14 protein-coding genes are annotated in these 16888 nt (G+C 60.3%); 5 read left to right on the top strand and 9 right to left on the bottom strand.

The genetic code is table 11. The features are described from left to right. Nucleotides 1–116: 116 nt before the first annotated feature. Together ASB65_RS09250 and ASB65_RS09245 are read left to right on the top strand one after the other, a co-directional pair. A complete protein-coding gene (locus ASB65_RS09250; protein WP_003522061.1) occupies nucleotides 117–971 on the top strand; it encodes a LysR family transcriptional regulator in 855 nt (284 codons plus the stop codon). 121 nt (nucleotides 972–1092) lie between these two features. Further along, complete coding sequence (locus ASB65_RS09245; protein ID WP_060723765.1) at nucleotides 1093–1875, top strand: pyrroline-5-carboxylate reductase; 783 nt, start codon at nucleotides 1093–1095, stop codon at nucleotides 1873–1875. A 54-nt stretch (nucleotides 1876–1929) separates the two neighbouring features. Here the strand turns inward: ASB65_RS09245 and ASB65_RS09240 are convergent, their stop codons facing one another. The 6 genes from ASB65_RS09240 to ASB65_RS09215 form a co-directional block, all read right to left on the bottom strand. Then, nucleotides 1930–3528, bottom strand: a complete 1599-nt coding sequence (locus ASB65_RS09240) for an MFS transporter (RefSeq protein WP_060723764.1) — start codon at nucleotides 3526–3528, stop codon at nucleotides 1930–1932. Then, nucleotides 3525–3965, bottom strand: a complete 441-nt coding sequence (locus ASB65_RS09235; protein WP_060723763.1) for a DoxX family protein — start codon at nucleotides 3963–3965, stop codon at nucleotides 3525–3527. Before ASB65_RS09235 ends, ASB65_RS09240 begins: the two co-directional genes overlap by 4 nt. Nucleotides 3966–4173: 208 nt before the next feature. Next, the gene (locus tag ASB65_RS09230; RefSeq protein ID WP_060723762.1) at nucleotides 4174–6156 is read right to left on the bottom strand and encodes an amidohydrolase; all 1983 of its coding nucleotides are present in this window, start codon (nucleotides 6154–6156) and stop codon (nucleotides 4174–4176) included. Next, complete coding sequence (locus ASB65_RS09225) at nucleotides 6156–6446, bottom strand: XapX domain-containing protein (protein ID WP_020813626.1); 291 nt, start codon at nucleotides 6444–6446, stop codon at nucleotides 6156–6158. The genes ASB65_RS09230 and ASB65_RS09225 overlap by 1 nt, the downstream gene beginning before the upstream one ends. 73 nt (nucleotides 6447–6519) lie before the next feature. Further along, nucleotides 6520–7212 carry a hydrolase gene (locus ASB65_RS09220; protein WP_003508350.1) on the bottom strand — a complete coding sequence of 231 codons (693 nt, stop codon included), beginning with the start codon at nucleotides 7210–7212 and terminating at the stop codon, nucleotides 6520–6522. A gap of 143 nt (nucleotides 7213–7355) precedes the next feature. Continuing rightward, a complete protein-coding gene (locus ASB65_RS09215; RefSeq protein ID WP_060723761.1) occupies nucleotides 7356–8288 on the bottom strand; it encodes a ring-cleaving dioxygenase in 933 nt (310 codons plus the stop codon). A 119-nt stretch (nucleotides 8289–8407) separates the two neighbouring features. Between ASB65_RS09215 and ASB65_RS09210 the strand changes: the two genes are divergently transcribed. Further along, nucleotides 8408–9307, top strand: coding sequence for a LysR family transcriptional regulator (locus ASB65_RS09210; protein WP_003508348.1), 900 nt, complete (start codon nucleotides 8408–8410; stop codon nucleotides 9305–9307). Nucleotides 9308–9427: 120 nt separating this feature from the next. Here ASB65_RS09210 and ASB65_RS09205 read toward each other — a convergent pair whose 3' ends face one another. From ASB65_RS09205 to ASB65_RS09195, 3 genes are read right to left on the bottom strand one after another with little or no spacing between them, the layout of a single operon-like run. Further along, nucleotides 9428–10507 carry an alpha/beta hydrolase gene (locus tag ASB65_RS09205; protein ID WP_020010110.1) on the bottom strand — a complete coding sequence of 360 codons (1080 nt, stop codon included), beginning with the start codon at nucleotides 10505–10507 and terminating at the stop codon, nucleotides 9428–9430. 26 nt (nucleotides 10508–10533) lie between these two features. Next, complete coding sequence (locus ASB65_RS09200) at nucleotides 10534–10998, bottom strand: cyclophilin-like fold protein (protein ID WP_060723760.1); 465 nt, start codon at nucleotides 10996–10998, stop codon at nucleotides 10534–10536. After that, entirely contained in the window at nucleotides 10995–12182 is a 1188-nt protein-coding gene (locus ASB65_RS09195; protein ID WP_060723759.1) for an MFS transporter, read from the bottom strand. The genes ASB65_RS09200 and ASB65_RS09195 overlap by 4 nt, the downstream gene beginning before the upstream one ends. A 125-nt stretch (nucleotides 12183–12307) precedes the next feature. Here ASB65_RS09195 and ASB65_RS09190 point away from each other — a divergent pair, with 125 nt between their 5' ends. Further along, nucleotides 12308–13201, top strand: coding sequence for a LysR family transcriptional regulator (locus ASB65_RS09190; protein WP_026363586.1), 894 nt, complete (start codon nucleotides 12308–12310; stop codon nucleotides 13199–13201). Nucleotides 13202–13910: 709 nt separating this feature from the next. Continuing rightward, a complete protein-coding gene (locus ASB65_RS09185; protein ID WP_080868684.1) occupies nucleotides 13911–16853 on the top strand; it encodes a beta strand repeat-containing protein in 2943 nt (980 codons plus the stop codon). Nucleotides 16854–16888 lie beyond the last annotated feature (35 nt).

Here is a 16888-nt window from a genome sequence, read left to right as displayed (position 1 = left end):
AGGGTCGGTTCACCACTGCGAGAACCGATCTGTGGAGGAGGCACGCTAGACAAAGCTTGACCATAACTGAATTGGATGATTGGCTATTTCAGAGACAACAAATCGGAATAATCGATATGAGCACGCTGGATGTGGAGGCCGTCGAGGCCTTCGTCACCATCGCCGATATGCAGAGCTTCACCCGCGCTGCCGAAGCGCTCGGCACCACCCAGGGCGCCATCAGCGTCAAGCTCAAACGGCTGGAGGACAGGCTCGGCCAGCGGCTGCTCGAACGCACACCGCGCTCCGTGCGGCTATCCGCACAAGGTGCGGTATTTCTGGCGCCCGCCCGCGAGTTTCTCGCCGCGCATGATCGGGCGCTGGCGGGTCTTTCCTCGCCGCGCCGCCGCTTCGGCCTTGGCATTGCCGCCCACGTGGCGGGACCGGAGGTTCCGACCCTGCTTGCACGTCTCAACGACCACGACCCCGGGCTTACGATTGAAGTACGCATGGATCATTCCAGATCCCTGCTTGACGCCTTCGACCGTGGGGAGATCGATGCGGCGATCATCCGGCGCGAAGACGACAGGCGCGACGGCGAGGTGCTCGGACCGGAACATTTCGGCTGGTATGCAACCCCGCAATTCGAACACCGTCAGGGTGAACCGCTGCGGCTGGCGGCGCTCTCACCCGCCTGTGGTGTGCGTGACATAGCCACCCGCGCCCTGGATGCGGCTGCGATTGCGTGGACGGAGGTGTTTCTTGGCGGCACATCGTCGATGGTGACCGCAGCCGTCTCGGCCGGGCTTGCGGTTTCCGCCTTCTCCTCCCGTCTTGCACCACCCGGCACGGTGGAGGTCAGCCAGCGTTTTGGCCTGCCGCCCCTGCCTTCTACCGAAATCATCATGTTCTCGACCCTGACGGACAGCAGATCCCGGGAGGCGTTACGCACGCTCGCCGCCGCCTTTCGCGAGCATCGGCCGGGATCGTGACCATGATCACACAGATTGACACCGTCCGCTTGTCGACAACTACCGGCGGAAAATCTAGCATCGGGCGAAAATGACCCGGCCGATGTCTCTCTCGGTCCAATCGCTGCAGTGGAGTCCCCTCATGTCCCTTCCCCAGAAAATCGGCTTTATCGGAACGGGTGCCATCACGGATGCGATGGTGCGCGGCCTGCTCGCCAGGCCTACCGCCTTGCCGCATGTCATGGTGTCCCAGCGCAGCGCGGATATCTCGGCCAGGCTTGCAGTCGATTTTCCGCAGGTGATCATCTCCGGCGACAATCAGGCGATCGTCGATGGCTGCGATACCGTCATGCTCGCGATCCGTCCGCAGATCGCCGAAGAGGTCATCCGGCCTCTCCGGTTCCGCGACGGGCAGAAGGTCATCAGCGTCGTGGCGGCAACCAGCCGCGAGTCGCTCCTGGACTGGATCGGCGCGGATGTGCGTCTCACCCAGGCAATCCCGCTACCCTTCGTCGCCCGGCGCAAGGGCGTCACCGCCATCTATCCCGCCGATACAGATACTGCCGCAATCTTCAACGTGCTCGGCAATGCGGTGGAATGCGAGACCAAGGCGGAATACGACCTTCTGGCCGCGGCCAGCGCTCTGATGGCCACCTATTTCGGCATCATGCAGACCACGACCGAATGGCTGGCCGAGAATGGTCTGCCGGAAGAAAAGGCGCGCGCTTATCTTGCCCCCCTCTTCGCCGGCCTCTCCGAGGTGGCGGTGCTTGCTGGAAGCAAGGCGGATTTCAACGAGATCAGCCGTGAGTTCGCGACAAAAGGCGGCCTCAACGAGCAGGTGCTGCTGGACTTCGACGGCAAGGGCGGCTCAGGGGCGCTGAAAGACGCATTGAGCCGCGTGCTGGAGCGGATTACGCAATAGCCGGACAGGTGCAACGGCAACAACAAAAAAGGGGCCTTTCGGCCCCTTTTTGTCTTATGCCTTCCCCGGACGGTTGATTGTTAGGAAGTGCCGCACGACAGGCTTTTCCAGTCCGGAATGGTAAGCTAGCACCTTGCCCTGCAAATCCGCGTCGGCATGGGAAACCCGCTTGTGCTGGCGCAGATGTTCAGCCCAGGATTCCACCATGAACCATTCGACAATCTTCTGCGGATCGGCGGAGTCTTCCGTCACGCCCCAGCCATAGGCGCCATCGCGGCGACGTTCCTGGGAGAGTTCATCCAGCGCATGCAGGAAATCGGAACGGTGATGCTTTTCGACATTATATTCGATCAGGATCAGAACCGGGCCACGATCATGAGCCACCGGCTCGGCAACGAGCGGTTCGGGCCAATGGTTGGACGGCACCATATCCGCATCGCCCGCAGGCAGTTTCAGACGGTGCATGACGAGGCCCGCAACCAGCAATCCCGCAGCGCCGATCAGCAACGCACCCGGCACGCCTGTGGCTTCACCAACAGCACCCCAGCCAAGGCTGCCGGCCGTCATCGCGCCATTGAAGACGGTGAGATAAACGGCAAGGCCACGGCCACGCACCCAGTTCGGCAGAACTGCCTGGGCTGCGCCATTCAGCGTCGTCAGCGCCGTGATCCATGCGCCACCGAGGAACAGCAGGATGATGATGGCAAGCCACTTTGGCGGTGCGAAGGACAGTCCAGCCATGACGAGCGCAGTCGTGAGAGCCGCACCCAGCAACAGGGCATCGGCATCGAAACGTTCGCGCAGCTTCGGCATGACCAGCGCGCCGCAGATGGCGCCGGCACCGACGGCACCGAGCAGGATACCGTAGAAGCTCGCATCTCCACCGAGCAGTTGCCGGGCGACCAGAGGCAGCAGTGCCCAGACAGCACTGGCGAATGCAAAGAAGATCGCTGCCCGCAGCAGGACGACATGCAGCGGCTTGCTGGCGCGGGTATAACGAAGGCCCGCCCGGAATGCGCCGAAGAAACCTTCCGCCAGTGCATCATTGGCGTTCTTTGCCCGTGGCCACCACAGAAGGGCGGCGATAACCACGAAATAGCTGGCGACATCAGCGCCATAGGTAAAGGCCGCCCCGAAGGCCGCGAGCAGGATGCCGCCGGCGGCCGGGCCGATGGAACGGGCGATGTTGATGCCGAGCGAGTTCAGCGCCACGGCGCTCTTGATATCCTCGCGTTTCACCAATTCCGGCACGATGGCCTGCCAGGTCGGGCCCATCAGCGCGGCGCCGATGCCGCCGAGGAAGGTGAGACCGATCAGCGCGCTGACGGACAACAGGCCGGTTTGGGCCAGAACCATGAGGGTGACGCTGACGGAGGCCAGCAACAGCTGCACGGCGATCAGGAATTTGCGGCGGTCGAGAATATCGGTCAGCACGCCGGCCGGAATTGCCAGAAGAAAGATCGGCAGCGTCCCTGCCGCCTGAACCATGGCGACGGCCGCCGGCGAGGCCGAAAGATCGGTCATCAGCCATGAACTGGCGACATCGCGCATGAAACTGCCGGTATTGCCGAGCACCGTCGCGGCCCAGAGGACGGCGAAAACTGGTTGCGCAAGAGGAGCAAAGCTGCTCGCGGTGGATTTTGCGGCACTCATTTGCCCGTTCCTTTCGTGAGATCGATTGCGGCGACGATGATGAAGGCGCCGGCAAGGCCAAGATGCTCGAAGAAGGCGTTGGTGGCCATCATGCGGTCCATGCCGGGCGCCATTTCCCAAAAGCGGAGAGCGATGAAGGTGGCCAGAAGCGTGAAGCCCGCAAGTGCCAGAGCACCGGCCCAACGCAGGAAGCCCGACACCACCAATGCGGAGGCGGTGAGTTCGAACAGGATGACGACGACGGCGAATGCGGCCGCCGGCTGAAGGCCAAAATGGTTCATCTCGGCAATCGCGCCGGGGAAGTCGAAGATCTTGGTCAGCGGCCCCTGAATATAGGCCGAGCAAAGCGCCAGAAGCGCAAGGGGCTTTGTGGCGGGGGGGGGGACGACATTTGCGAGGAAGCCGCGAAGGCGAAGGGTTGAAGATGGCTCGGTCATTTTTTGCTCCTGCGATCTGGCCGGTCGGTTCGAGCGGCGCTGCGTTCATGTGATGGAGCGATATTGGCGCAAAGGATTACCGCCAACAATTGCATCAATAGTTTCTATATAATTGCGAATTTTGTAATATTCTTTTTATCGCCGGATCTTTCGCAGACAACGGGCAGCGGCAATCCACTGCCCGTTGGATTTGTCTTGCCAATCAGCCTCAGACCGCCCAGCAGGAGCAGCCGAGAGCGCCGAAAAAGCCCTTCAGATCGGCAATCGGCAGTTTCGACGTCCAGGCGCCGGCATGGTCGTGACCATGCACACCGCAATCACTGGCACAGCCGCAGGACGAGATCGCCGCCCGTCTGAGCGAGTTCTTTCCGGCACCCTGCGGCTCACCCCAGGCGGCATAACCGCCGAAGGTTCGCACAGGCGACCAGTCGGGCATCGCCGGCGGAATATTGCTTTCATCCAGCGTCCTGAAGTCGCCGGAGCCATAGACGATCTTGCCGCCGACCATGGTCAGTTCGGAGGTAAGGAAGGAGATTTCATCCTCCGCGCAGGAGAAATAATCCTTGTCCGGCACCACGAGATCGGCGAACTGGCCTTTTTCGATGCGGCCCTTCTTGCCTTCCTCGTTGGAGAACCAGGTGACTTTTTCGGTCCACATGCGCAGCGCCGTCTCGCGGTCGAGGCAGTTGGCGCGCGGATAAAGCTGCATGCCGCCCACCGTCTTGCCCGTCACCATCCAGAACAGCGACACCCACGGATTATAGGAGGCGACGCGTGTTGCATCCGTACCGGCCGAAACGTTCACGCCCTTTTCCAGCATCCGCGCAATCGGCGGTGTGGCCTCCGCCACGCCCTGGCCATACCGTTCGACGAAATATTCGCCCTGATAGGCCATGCGGTGCTGGGTTGCGATGCCGCCGCCAAGCGCGGCGATGCGGTCGATCGAGCGGTCGGAGATGGTTTCGGCATGATCGAAAAACCAGTTCAACCCTTCGAGCGGGATATCCCGGTTGACCTTTTCGAAGACATCCAGCGCCCGCGAAATGGTCTCGTCATAGGTGGCGTGCAGACGCCAGGGCCAGCGGTTTTCCGCCAGAATCCGGACAACGTCTTCAAGCTCGCCTTCCATTTCCGGCGGCATGTCCGGCCGTGGCTGGCGGAAATCCTCGAAATCGGCAGCGGAAAAGACCAGCATTTCGCCTGCACCATTGTGCCGGAAGTAGTCGTTACCCTGCTTGTATTTGACCGATGACGTCCAGTTGAGGAAGTCCTCCTTCTCCTGCTTCGGCTTCTGGGTGAAGAGATTGTAGGCCAGCCGAACCGTCATCTGGTTCTCATCCGACAGCCTCTGGATCACTTCGTAATCATCGGGGTAATTCTGGAAGCCGCCGCCGGCGTCGATCACGCCGGTCACACCCAGCCTGTTCAGCTCGCGCATGAAGTGGCGGGGGGAATTGACCTGATAATCGAGAGGCAGCTTCGGCCCCTTGGCGAGCGTCGAATAGAGGATGCCGGCATTCGGCTTGGCGAGCAGCAGGCCGGTCGGATTGCCGTTCGCATCGCGGGTGATCTCGCCGCCGGGCGGGTTCGGCGTATCCTTGGTGTAACCGACGGCGCGAAGCGCTGCGCCGTTCAGCAGCGCCCGGTCATAAAGATGCAACAGGAAGACCGGCGTATCCGGCGCCACCGCATTGATTTCCTCGATGGTCGGCAGGCGCTTTTCAACGAATTGATGCTCGGTGAAACCGCCCACGACCCGCACCCATTGCGGGGCCGGGGTAATAGCCACCTGACGCTTCAGCATGTCCATGGCATCGGCAAGCGAGCGCACGCCATCCCAGCGCAGTTCCATGTTGAAGTTCAGGCCGCCGCGCACGACGTGGGTGTGGTTGTCGATCAGGCCGGGCAGAACCCGCTTGCCCTTCAGGTCGATGATCTTCGTATCCGGCCCGGCAAGGGCCATAACCTCGGCATCGCTTCCCACTTCCAGAAACAGGCCATCCTTGATGGCCACTGCAGTTGCATTCGGATTGCCGCGGTCGAGCGTCGTGACGCGGCCGTTGTGAAGGATCGTATCTGGGTGCATGGAAGAACCTCCGGTCTTGATGAGATCAGCGGCCTTAGCCGGTGAAAACAGATTCGGAAAGGCAAGGCTCGAAGCCGCGCCAAGAAAGGTGCGTCGTGTCGGCATCAGCTTCTCTCCCGGTTGATAGGCTGTTTGACCTCGGCAAGGCCAGTTGTTTCAGCGCCACCCTTCGGCATATGGCCGAACATATGCGGCTTGATCTGGTTGATCCACGAAACCACGGCCGGCTCCTTGCCGACGATCGTCTTCGCGAGGGGGATGATCTGCTCTCCAACCAATATGCCGAGCAGGCCGACGAGAGCAATGACGGGCGGTGCGGGAGAACGCACATTAAGCAGGCTGTAAACGATGCCGACCAGCAGACCGGCGCCAAGGGACAGAAGATAGACTTTCATCGAAACCTCCTCGATGGGTGAAAGCCGCACCGGACTGGATGGCGATCCTGCCGGTGCGGCGTGGGTTGAAAGCTTATTTCTTGGCCGGGTTGGGGCCGATGCGCTTGCCGTGCTTCACACGTTCTTCACCGCCATGGACATGGGTGACGGCATAATCGATGCCCATGCCGTAAGCGCCGGAATGTTCCTTCACCAGCGCGGTGACGGCGTCATAGGTTTCCTTGCGTGCCCAGTCGCGCTGCCATTCGAGCAGCACCTGCTGCCAGGTGACGGGAATGATACCGGCCTGCACCATGCGGTCCATCGCATATTTATGCGCGTCGAGAGAAGTACCACCGGAGGCGTCCGCCACCATGTAGATCTCATAGTCCGCGACATCATGGAGAGCCGAGAGTGCGAAGGTGGTGTTGCAGACTTCCGTCCATAGGCCGGAGACGACGATCTTCTTGCGGCCACCGGCGGCGTTCTTGGCCAGCGCATCGCGAACATTCTGGTCGTCCCAGGAATTCATCGAGGTACGCTCGAGAATGTCGTTTTCCGGGAAGACCGCGAGCAGTTCCGGAAAGGTGTTACCGGAGAAGCTTTCCGTTTCGACCGTGGTGATGGTCGTCGGGATGTTGAAGATCTTTGCCGCCTTGGCGAGGCCGACGACATTGTTCTTCAGGGTCTGGCGATCGATCGACTGCACACCGAAAGCCATCTGCGGCTGCTGGTCGATGAAGATGAGCTGGCTGTTGGCGGGGGTAAGGACTTCGAGCTTGGACATTTTCAGTTCTCCGTTCAGGTGGTGATTGCCGATCTACGGCGGTGGAAACTAGGAAGGCTTCGCCGGCCGGCTGCCCGGCAGGGGCAGCCGTCTTGAAAAGCGTAATATCTGTTTGGTCAGTGGATGCGGATCAGAGACCCGCTCTATGCCGCAAGGGGAGCGAGGTTCGCCTCAATCTGGTTGCGGAAAGGCTCATAGCGGCTCGGCAGCTTGAGCGCTTCGCCCAGATGCGCGGTATCCTCGTCGCGGTCGAAACCGGGCTCATTGGTGGCGATCTCGAACAGGATGCCGCCCGGGGTGCGGAAATAGATCGCCCAGAAATAATCGCGGTCGATGACGGGGGTGACCTGATAGCCCGTATCCATCAGCGCCTTGCGCACTTCCAGCTGCTTTTGACGGTTTTCGACTGCGAAAGCGATATGGTGGACCGAACCTGCCCCCGGACGGGCAAAGGGCGTCTTCGGCAGGGCCGCAAGATCGATCGTGTCGGCCCCGTTGCCGCCGGGAATGATGAAGCGCGTCACATTGCCTTCAGCATCAGCCCGTTCATAGCCCATGAAACGAAGGAGTTCCTCAGTCGCGGCCGTGTCGTTCAGATTGAAGCGCGCGCCGGTGAAACCACGTATGGCGCTGTCTTCGGAAATGCCCTCGGCCAGCCAGGGGGCACGGGCGTCATTGTCCGTTTCGATCAGCGCAAGGCCATCGCCATCGGGACCGGTGAAGCGCAGGCGCTCAGCACCGAAGACCGTGTCGGCCTGAAGGCCGGCGGCACCTTTGGCAAGCAGACGCTCTTTCCAGAAGCCCAGCGAACCCTTGGGGATGGAAAACTGCGTCTCGCCCACCTCACCGACGCCGGGACGGCCGGCCATCATGTTGGCGAAGGGAAAATAGGTCATGACCGTGCCGGGCGTGCCATTTTCGTCGCCGTAATAAAGGTGATAGACGCTGGGTTCGTCAAAGTTGACGGTTTTCTTGACCCGGCGCAGGCCGAGCGTATCGGTGAAGAAACTGTTGTTCTGCCGCGCATCCGACGCCATCGAGGTGACGTGGTGCAGGCCCTTGATATCCTTGATCATCGGCGGCGCCTTTCGTTGTTGGTGTGTCCGTTTCGATGGACAGAGATGTAACCCGCTTGATTGCATCGCGGAATTGCAATATTTCTCTCGAATGAATTGCGATTTTTGAAATAATAGAGATGAACGACCATAAAGCTCTGAAAACCTTTCTGATGGCGGCCGAAAAGCGCAACTTCGCGCAGGTCGCCCGTGAACTGGGCATGACGGCGGCTGCCGTCACCCGTGCGATTGCCGCGCTTGAAGACGATCTCGGTGTGCAATTGTTTGTCCGCACCACCCGACAGGTTTCCTTGACGACGGACGGCGCCATCTTCGCCGCACAGATCCAGCCGGCGGTCGAGGCGCTTGAGAACGCCCGGCGCGATGTCCGCAACGCCCATAAGGCCGATGAGGGGCGCCTGAGGATCAGCGCGCCGACATGGCTTGGCAAGACGGTGCTGCCGCCGATCCTGTCGGGTTTCCGGGAACTCTATCCAAAAATGTGCTTCGAGATTTCCCTGTCGGACGGCCTGATCAATATCGTGGATGACGACTACGATCTGGCGATCCGCATCTCGTCCGCCCCGTCAGACAAATTCACCATCTGGCGCAAGATCAGGGCCGTGCCGCGAATATTGGTGGCGGCACCGGGCAGCCGCTTCACGCAGATGGAACATCCAAGCGAACTGACCCCTGACGATTGCCTTGCCTATAGCGGTGAAAGCCGGCGGGAGAACTGGGTCCTGTCAGACGGCGGATCGAGCATCGCCATCTCGGCCGGCCGCGCATTCAGCGCCAATAGCGGCGAGGTTCTGGCCGATATGGCGGCAGATGGCGCGGGCGTGGCCATGCTGCCGGGATTTAATATCGCCGAGCATATCCATAGCGGCCGGCTCGTTCATGTCCTGCCCGGCTGGGCGCCGCCCGAACTCTGGCTGACGCTCTATTATCCGCCCTATCAGACGCTGCCGCCCCGTATCGCGACCTTCTCGAAATTCTTCGAGGAACAATTGCCGGCGCATATGGTGATGCTGGACTAGAGCCGGCGACCTTGACCCCGCCGACGCGCACGAGCGCGTCGGCCTGATGCGTGGCTTAGCGTGGCGGCAGCAAGAAATGGCAATAGCCGGGGCTGCCGCAACGTTCTGATGGTCGGGCCTCTAGGCCAGATGCTGGCTGAAGAAGGCGGCGATCCGGTCGAACGGGATTTTGTCGGCGCGGTCATACAGGTCCGTATGGTTGGCGTCCGGAATGATCACGAGTTCCTTCGGTTCGGCAGCGGCAGCGAAAGCTGTCTCGCTGAAATATCGGGAATGCGCTTTCTCGCCATGGATGAACATCACCGGGCGCGGCGATATTTCGGCGATATAGGTCAGGATCGGCATGTTCATGAACGACAGGGGTGTCGTCTGCGTCCAGGAATTACCCGAATTGACAGCACGCGCATGATAGCCGCGCGGCGTCCGGTAGTAGTCGTGATAGTCGATCAGGAACTGCGCTTCGCCACCCTTGAGATCGTTATAAGGCGGCTGATAGGCGGGGCTTCCCTTTTCCGCATCCTGCCAGCGCTGCCGGCTCATCTGCTCCAGCGCCTGTGTGCGCTGTTCGAGGGTAACGCTGTCGTTGTAGCCTTTGGACATGGCCCGCGTCATGTCATACATGGTGCTGGCCACGACCGCCTTCACGCGCTTGTCCGCCGCGACAGCGTTCAGCGCCATGCCGCCCCAGCCGCAGATACCGATGACACCGATACGCTCGCGATCCACATAGGATTGCAGCCCGATGTAATCCACCGCGGCGCTGAAGTCCTCGGTATTGATATCCGGCGAGGCGACGTTCCGGGGCTCGCCGCCGCTTTCTCCGGTATAGGAGGGATCGAACGCCAGCGCGGCAAATCCGCGCTCCGCCATGGTCTGCGCATAAAGACCGGATGACTGTTCTTTTACCGCACCGAAGGGGCCGCTGATGACAAGGGCGGCCAAAGGCGCACTTTCGCGGTTCTTTGGCAGGTAGAGGTCACCTGCCAGGGTAATGCCGTAGCGGTTCTTGAACGAGACCTTCTGGTGATCGACATTGTCGCTCTTCGGGAAGACCTTGTCCCATGAAGAGGTTTGGGCGAAAGCCTGCGTCGCGCTCGCCATCGGCACCATGCCCATTGCGGCGACGGCGATGCCCGTTGCCTTCATCAGGTTGCGCCTGCCGGTATTGCAGGTTTCATCAGTTTCGACTGGCTTGCTCATGCTGGGAACTCCTGTTGTGGTTCGGTTCATTGGACGCGTTCGATGCGCAGCGGAAATTCCCCGGGGATATGAAGCGCTTCATAGCCTTTATCGAAGCGTCCCAGCCGGATGAGGCCGGGATGCCTGTAGTCGGCATAGAACATCGCGAGATTGCCCCAGGGCATGTAATAACAAAGGTCGTAAGGTCGCTCGTTTTCGAACGGACCGTGGCCTTCGACCGTCAGCTTTCGAGGGAGATAGGCGATCTTCTCGTTGGAGCCGAAGTCAGCGATCCTGACGTCGAGCGGCAGCATGGACGCGAAATCGCGGGCTGACGGATTGTTGTAGAGCGTCGCAATCATCGTGTTTTCTGCGAAAACCAGCTTGATCTTCAAATCGGTCCTCTCCTGATTGTTAGGCCCGCTTTTGCTGAAAGCTCGCCCGGGCAGGATGAAGGCGGCGGCCATCGCCAGCAGGATGCGTCGGGCGAAAACCGCCGGGCGACCATTCACGATCGCCTCCGCGCCAGCCGCCAGGCGACAAAAGAGGCAAGCGAGGAACCGCAGAGCAACAATGCGCTCAGTGTGAAGGCCGACCACCAACCGAAACTGTCGAATAAAATGCCGCCGACCGAGGCCCCCGCCGTGATCGCCAGTTGAATGACGGCAACCTGCAGCCCGCCGCCGGTCTCGGCATCATCAGGCAGAATGCGGCTCAGCCAGGTGCCCCAGCCAACCGGTGCGGCGGTTCCAACGAAACCCCAGCCGACAAGTGCGGCTGCGACAGGAAGTTTCGCGTCGCCAAAGGCGACCATGAAGAGCGCGATACCGGCCATCAACAGGGGAATGATCGCAAGAATGCTGAAGAGACGGTGTTGCAGCAGCCGGCCGACGACCCAGGTTCCGACCGCCCCCGCCAATCCCATGATCAGCAGCAGCAGCGACAGCATCGTGATTTCGACCCGCGTGACCTGCTCGAGAAAGGGCCGCAGATAAGTAAAAAGTGCGAACTGACCCATGAACAACAGCAGGATCGCGATCATGCCCGCCGTGACGGCTGGACGTCCAAGCAGCCTGAAGACATTCGCGGATACACGGGCGCGGCGCGGCGGAAGTTCCGGCAGGACGATCCATTGCCACAGGAGCGCAAGCAGGCCGATAGGCACGACCAGAAAGAAGGCGCCGCCCCAGCCGATATAGGCGCCCAGCAGGCTGCCAAGTGGGGCGGAAACCGTTGCCGCAACCGCGTTGCCGGCATTCAGCAGTGCAAGTGCTTTCGGCACCTGATCATGGGAGACGAGACGCATCACGATCGCGGTGGACATCGACCAGAAGCCGCCGATCGAGATTCCGAGCAATGCCCGGCCAAGCATCAAGAGCGGGAAAGACGGTGCAAGGGTGACCACGATGCCGGACACCATCAAGAGCGCCGTGAGGCCGAGTACGACAACGCGCCGGTCCAGCCGCCGGGTCAGGCCGGTAATCAACAGGCTGGTGATAACCGCAAAGATGCCGGAGATGGAGATCGCCTGCCCCGTATTACCTTCTGAAACGCCGAGATCGGCGGCGATCGGCGTCAGAAGACTGACGGGCATGAATTCCGAAGCGATCAACACGAAGGCGCAGAGCGTCATGCAAAACACGGCGCTCCATGCCGCATGTCTGCTGCCCATCTTTTCGTCATAGGTGAGAGTCATTCGCCAGATCCCACTAAAATCCCGGTTTCTTTCGATGACGGGAAGATATTGCCGGGCGACTTTGCGGACAATCCGTGCTAATTCGCATGGACTTATCGAAATTCAATATTAATCAGAGGTTTTTGATGCAGCGAGAGGATATGAAGGATCTCCTCTGGTTCATGGAGGTTGCCAAAGAGCGGAGCTTTACGAAGGCTGCGGCGACGCTCGGAACATCGCAATCGACATTGAGCTATACAATCAAGCAGCTTGAAGCCCGGCTGGGCGTGCGCCTGCTGACGCGGACAACACGCAGCGTGGCCACGACGGAAGCCGGCGAACGCCTGCTTTTATCTATCGCTCCGCGATTTCAGGGGATCGAGGCGGATCTGGCGGATCTAGTCGCCTTTCGCGAAAAGCCCTCAGGCACCTTGCGCCTCACCCTGTCCGATCACGCCCTGCAAACAACCGTCTGGCCGAAACTGGGCCGCGTTCTGTCCAACTACCCCGACATTCGTGTCGAGCTCTATAGCGACAATGGCATGCGCAATATTGTCGAGGAACGCTTCGACGCCGGCGTGCGACTGGGCGAGAGCGTCGACAGGGACATGATCGCCGTTCGGATCGGCCCCGACTGGCGTCTGAGAGCCGTGGCTTCGCCGGACTATTTCGTCAGACACGGCATCCCTGTCATACCCCAGGATCTGGTCGGCCATGTCTGCATCAATACACGTCAGGCAACCTGGGGTGGATTTTACGCCTGGGAATTTGAAAAGGACGGGCGGGAGCTGCGGGTCAGGGTTGACGGACAACTAAGCTTCAATTCCTCGATCTCCCAGATCGACGCCGCGATGAAAGGCTACGGGATCGCATACGTTCCGGAAGACCTCGTCGAGGCGCACATCGCTGAAGGGAGATTGCAGGCGGTTCTGGACAATTGGAGCGAGCCCTTCACCGGCTATCACCTCTATTATCCGAGCAGGCGTCAGATGTCTCCGGCGATGAAGGTGATCATCGACGCCCTGCGCCATCATGCCTGATACGGAGGGTTGACCTCCTATCGGAACAACCGCCCTGAACCCAAACCGGCCGGCATTCGTGGCGGATCATCGCGGCCCGCGTCTGCCCGCCTAAAGCATTGCCATATCCACGAAACGGGAAATCACAGCTTCCTCTCCCTAAAAACAAACTTCACGGCACCCGATATAAAGGAGACAAAGCAAATTATTGACTGCGGCTGACGCCCGTTACATCAGCGAATCAGCTTGCGACAAGAATTGTTGTTCCGTTTTGACCGACAATAAACATTAAACCCTTGCGCTCCCGCCTGCTCAAACGGGCGCTACTTATACGAGCGCGGACATATCTGGTTTCCCGCAGTGAAAACCGACCGACTGGGTAATTGGATTCGCAATTTTATACTCTATAAAGCTCTAAGATACGCAAACATCAAGAATAAACGCGCCCCCTCCAAATATTAACTAGGCTTTAAATGTTCGCCTGATATGACACGCACGTCGCGAAGATGTTAAGCGGCGGAAATTATTAAGCGGCATTCGCACAAGCTAGCGTGGAAAATCCGGGCCCCCTTCTCCGGCTCGAATTGCATGATGCCTTTCCAGCGCAGGTTCACATGAGCCATGTTCTCCACAATTTCGCTTTATTTGCGGATGTCGGACCGCTGTCATCATGGGCAGTGTCTGGCGGCAGATAGGCGTGACCAGTCGCCATTCGGTAAAGGACACGTTCATGACTTCGATTCTTTCCTCACTGTCTGCTGTGCAGATTTCCAAGCTTTCCACGTCCACCATTGCCAGCCTAACCTCTGAAGACGTGAATGCCCTTGACAGCACCAAGATCAAGGCCCTCTCGTCGTCTCAGATCGCTTCTTTGAGCACAGATAACCTTGCGCTCTTCAGCTCTGAAGACCTCCGGGCCATTTCCGTAAGCGCCTTTAAGGGACTGACCCTGACCCAGATCGCAAAACTGAGCTCCGCTCAGATCAGCGGCCTGTCGGCGTCTCAGGTTACGGCACTTTACACCAGCCAGATCGACGCCCTCTCAACCGACCAGATCAAGGCTCTTAACTCGGCTCAGGTCGCCGGTCTCAACTCCGCACAGGTTGCAACCCTGAACAGCAGCGAACTGGCTCTGTTCTCGACCGACGAAATCAAGGCCATTAGCGCCAATGCAATTGCCGGCCTTTCTGCGGCTGCACTTGCTGCCCTCAGCACCGAAAACGCCGCCGCTCTGACAAAGTCTCAGATCGCCGCCCTGTCTTCGACGCAGCTGAACGCCCTGTCCTCCGACAGCCTTGCCACCTTCTCCGCCGATGAAGTCAAGGCCATCAGCACCAAGCTCCTCGCCGGCCTCGACGTCACCAAGCTGAGCACTGGCAACATCGCCGCCCTGAGCAGAACGCAGATTTCGGCACTGTCCTCGGCACAGTTCGCAGCTCTCTCGACCGATCAGATCAAGGCCCTCAACTCCGATCAGGTTGCCGGTCTCAGCTCCGCACAGGTCGCCACCCTGAACAGCAGCGAACTGGCTCTGTTCTCGACCGACGAAATCAAGGCCATCAGCGCCAATGCCATCGCCGGTCTTACCCTGGCTGGTCTCGGCACCGAAAACGCCGCCGCTCTGACAAAGACGCAGATCGCCGGCCTGTCTTCGACACAGCTCAACGCCCTGTCTTCCGACAGCCTTGCCACCTTCTCCGCCGATGAAGTCAAGGCCATCAGCACCAAGGCTCTCGCAGGCATCGACGTCACCAAGCTGAGCACCGGTAACATCGCCGCCCTGAGCAGAACGCAGGCAGCGGCGCTTTCCTCGGCGCAGTTCGCAGCCCTGTCGACCGATCAGATCAAGGCACTCACCTCCGATCAGGTCGCCGGTCTCAGCTCCGCACAGGTTGCGACCCTGAACAGCAGCGAGCTGGCATTGTTCTCCTCTGACGAGATCAAGGCTATCAGCGCCAATGCCATCGCCGGTCTTTCCGCCGCTGCACTTGCTGGCCTCGGTACAGAAAACGCCGCCGCACTGACAAAGACGCAGATCGCTGGCCTGTCTTCGGCACAGCTCAACGCCCTGTCCTCCGACAACCTTGCCACCTTCTCTGCCGACGAGGTCAAGGCCATCAGCACCAGAGCCCTCGCCGGTCTTGATGCCAGCAAGCTGAGCACCGGCAACATTGCGGCCCTGAGCAGAACGCAGATTTCGGCACTGTCCTCGACACAGTTCGCAGCTCTCTCGACCGATCAGATCAAGGCCCTCAACTCCGATCAGGTTGCCGGTCTCAGCTCCGCCCAGGTTGCGACCCTGAACAGCAGCGAACTGGCACTCTTCTCGACCGACGAGATCAAGGCCATCAGCGCCAATGCCATCGCCGGTCTTACCCTGGCTGGTCTCGGCACCGAAAACGCCGCCGCTCTGACAAAGACGCAGATCGCCGGCCTGTCTTCGACACAGCTCAACGCCCTGTCTTCCGACAGCCTTGCCACCTTCTCCGCCGATGAAGTCAAGGCCATCAGCACCAAGGCTCTCGCAGGCATCGACGTCACCAAGCTGAGCACCGGTAACATCGCCGCCCTGAGCAGAACGCAGGCAGCGGCACTGTCCTCGGCGCAGTTTGCAGCTCTCTCGACCGATCAGATCAAGGCCCTTAACTCCGATCAGGTTGCCGGCCTCAGCTCCGCACAGGTCGCCACCCTGAGCAGCAGCGAACTGGCGCTGTTCTCGACCGACGAGATCAAGGCTCTCAGCGCCAATGCCATCGCCGGTCTTACCCTGACCGGTCTCGGCACCGAAAACGCTGCGGCATTGACCAAGACGCAGATCGCCGGCCTGTCTTCGACACAGCTCAACGCCCTGTCTTCCGACAGCCTTGCCACCTTCTCCGCCGATGAGGTCAAGGCCATCAGCACCAAGGCACTGGCAGGCCTCGACGTCAGCAAGCTGAGCACCGGTAACATCGCCGCCCTGAGCAGAACACAGGCCGCAGCACTTTCCACGGCACAGTTCGCAGCTCTCTCGACCGATCAGATCACGGCCCTCGGCTCCGATCAGGTCGCCGGTCTCAGCTCCGCCCAGGTTGCGACCCTGAGCAGCAGCGAACTGGCACTCTTCTCGACCGATGAGATCAAAGCGATCAGCGCAAATGCCATCGCCGGTCTTTCCGCGGCGGCGCTCGCGGGCCTCGGCACCGCAAACGCCGCGGCACTGACAAAGACGCAGATCGCTGGCCTGTCTTCGGCACAGCTTGGCGCCCTGTCCTCTGATAGCCTTGCCACCTTCTCGACCGACGAGGTCAAGGCCATCAGCACCAAGGCACTCGCAGGCCTCGATGCCAGCAAGCTGAGCACCGATAACGTCGCCGCCCTGAGCAAAGCACAGGCCTCAGCGCTCTCTTCGGCACAGTTCGCGGCCCTGTCGACCGACCAGATCAAGGCCCTCAACTCCGATCAGGTTTCCGGCCTCAGCTCCGCACAGATCGCGACCCTGAACAGCAGCGAACTGGCACTCTTCTCGACCGATGAGATCAAAGCGATCAGCGCAAATGCCGTCGCCGGTCTCTCCACAGCTGCCATTGGTGGTCTGAACAGCGCCCAGGCCGGCGCTCTCTCGCCCCAGCAGCTCAAGGTCATGAACGATGCACAGGTCGAGGCGGTCATCAAAGCCTACAAGGCAGTATAAGACTTAAACGACCAGAAAACCTACGACGCGGCTCA

Origin of the sequence: Agrobacterium tumefaciens str. B6, assembly GCF_001541315.1 — a bacterium.
Taxonomy (GTDB): domain Bacteria; phylum Pseudomonadota; class Alphaproteobacteria; order Rhizobiales; family Rhizobiaceae; genus Agrobacterium; species Agrobacterium radiobacter.
The sequence above is the reverse complement of the archived record's forward strand: the minus strand, read 5'-3'. Positions and strand labels throughout refer to the sequence as shown.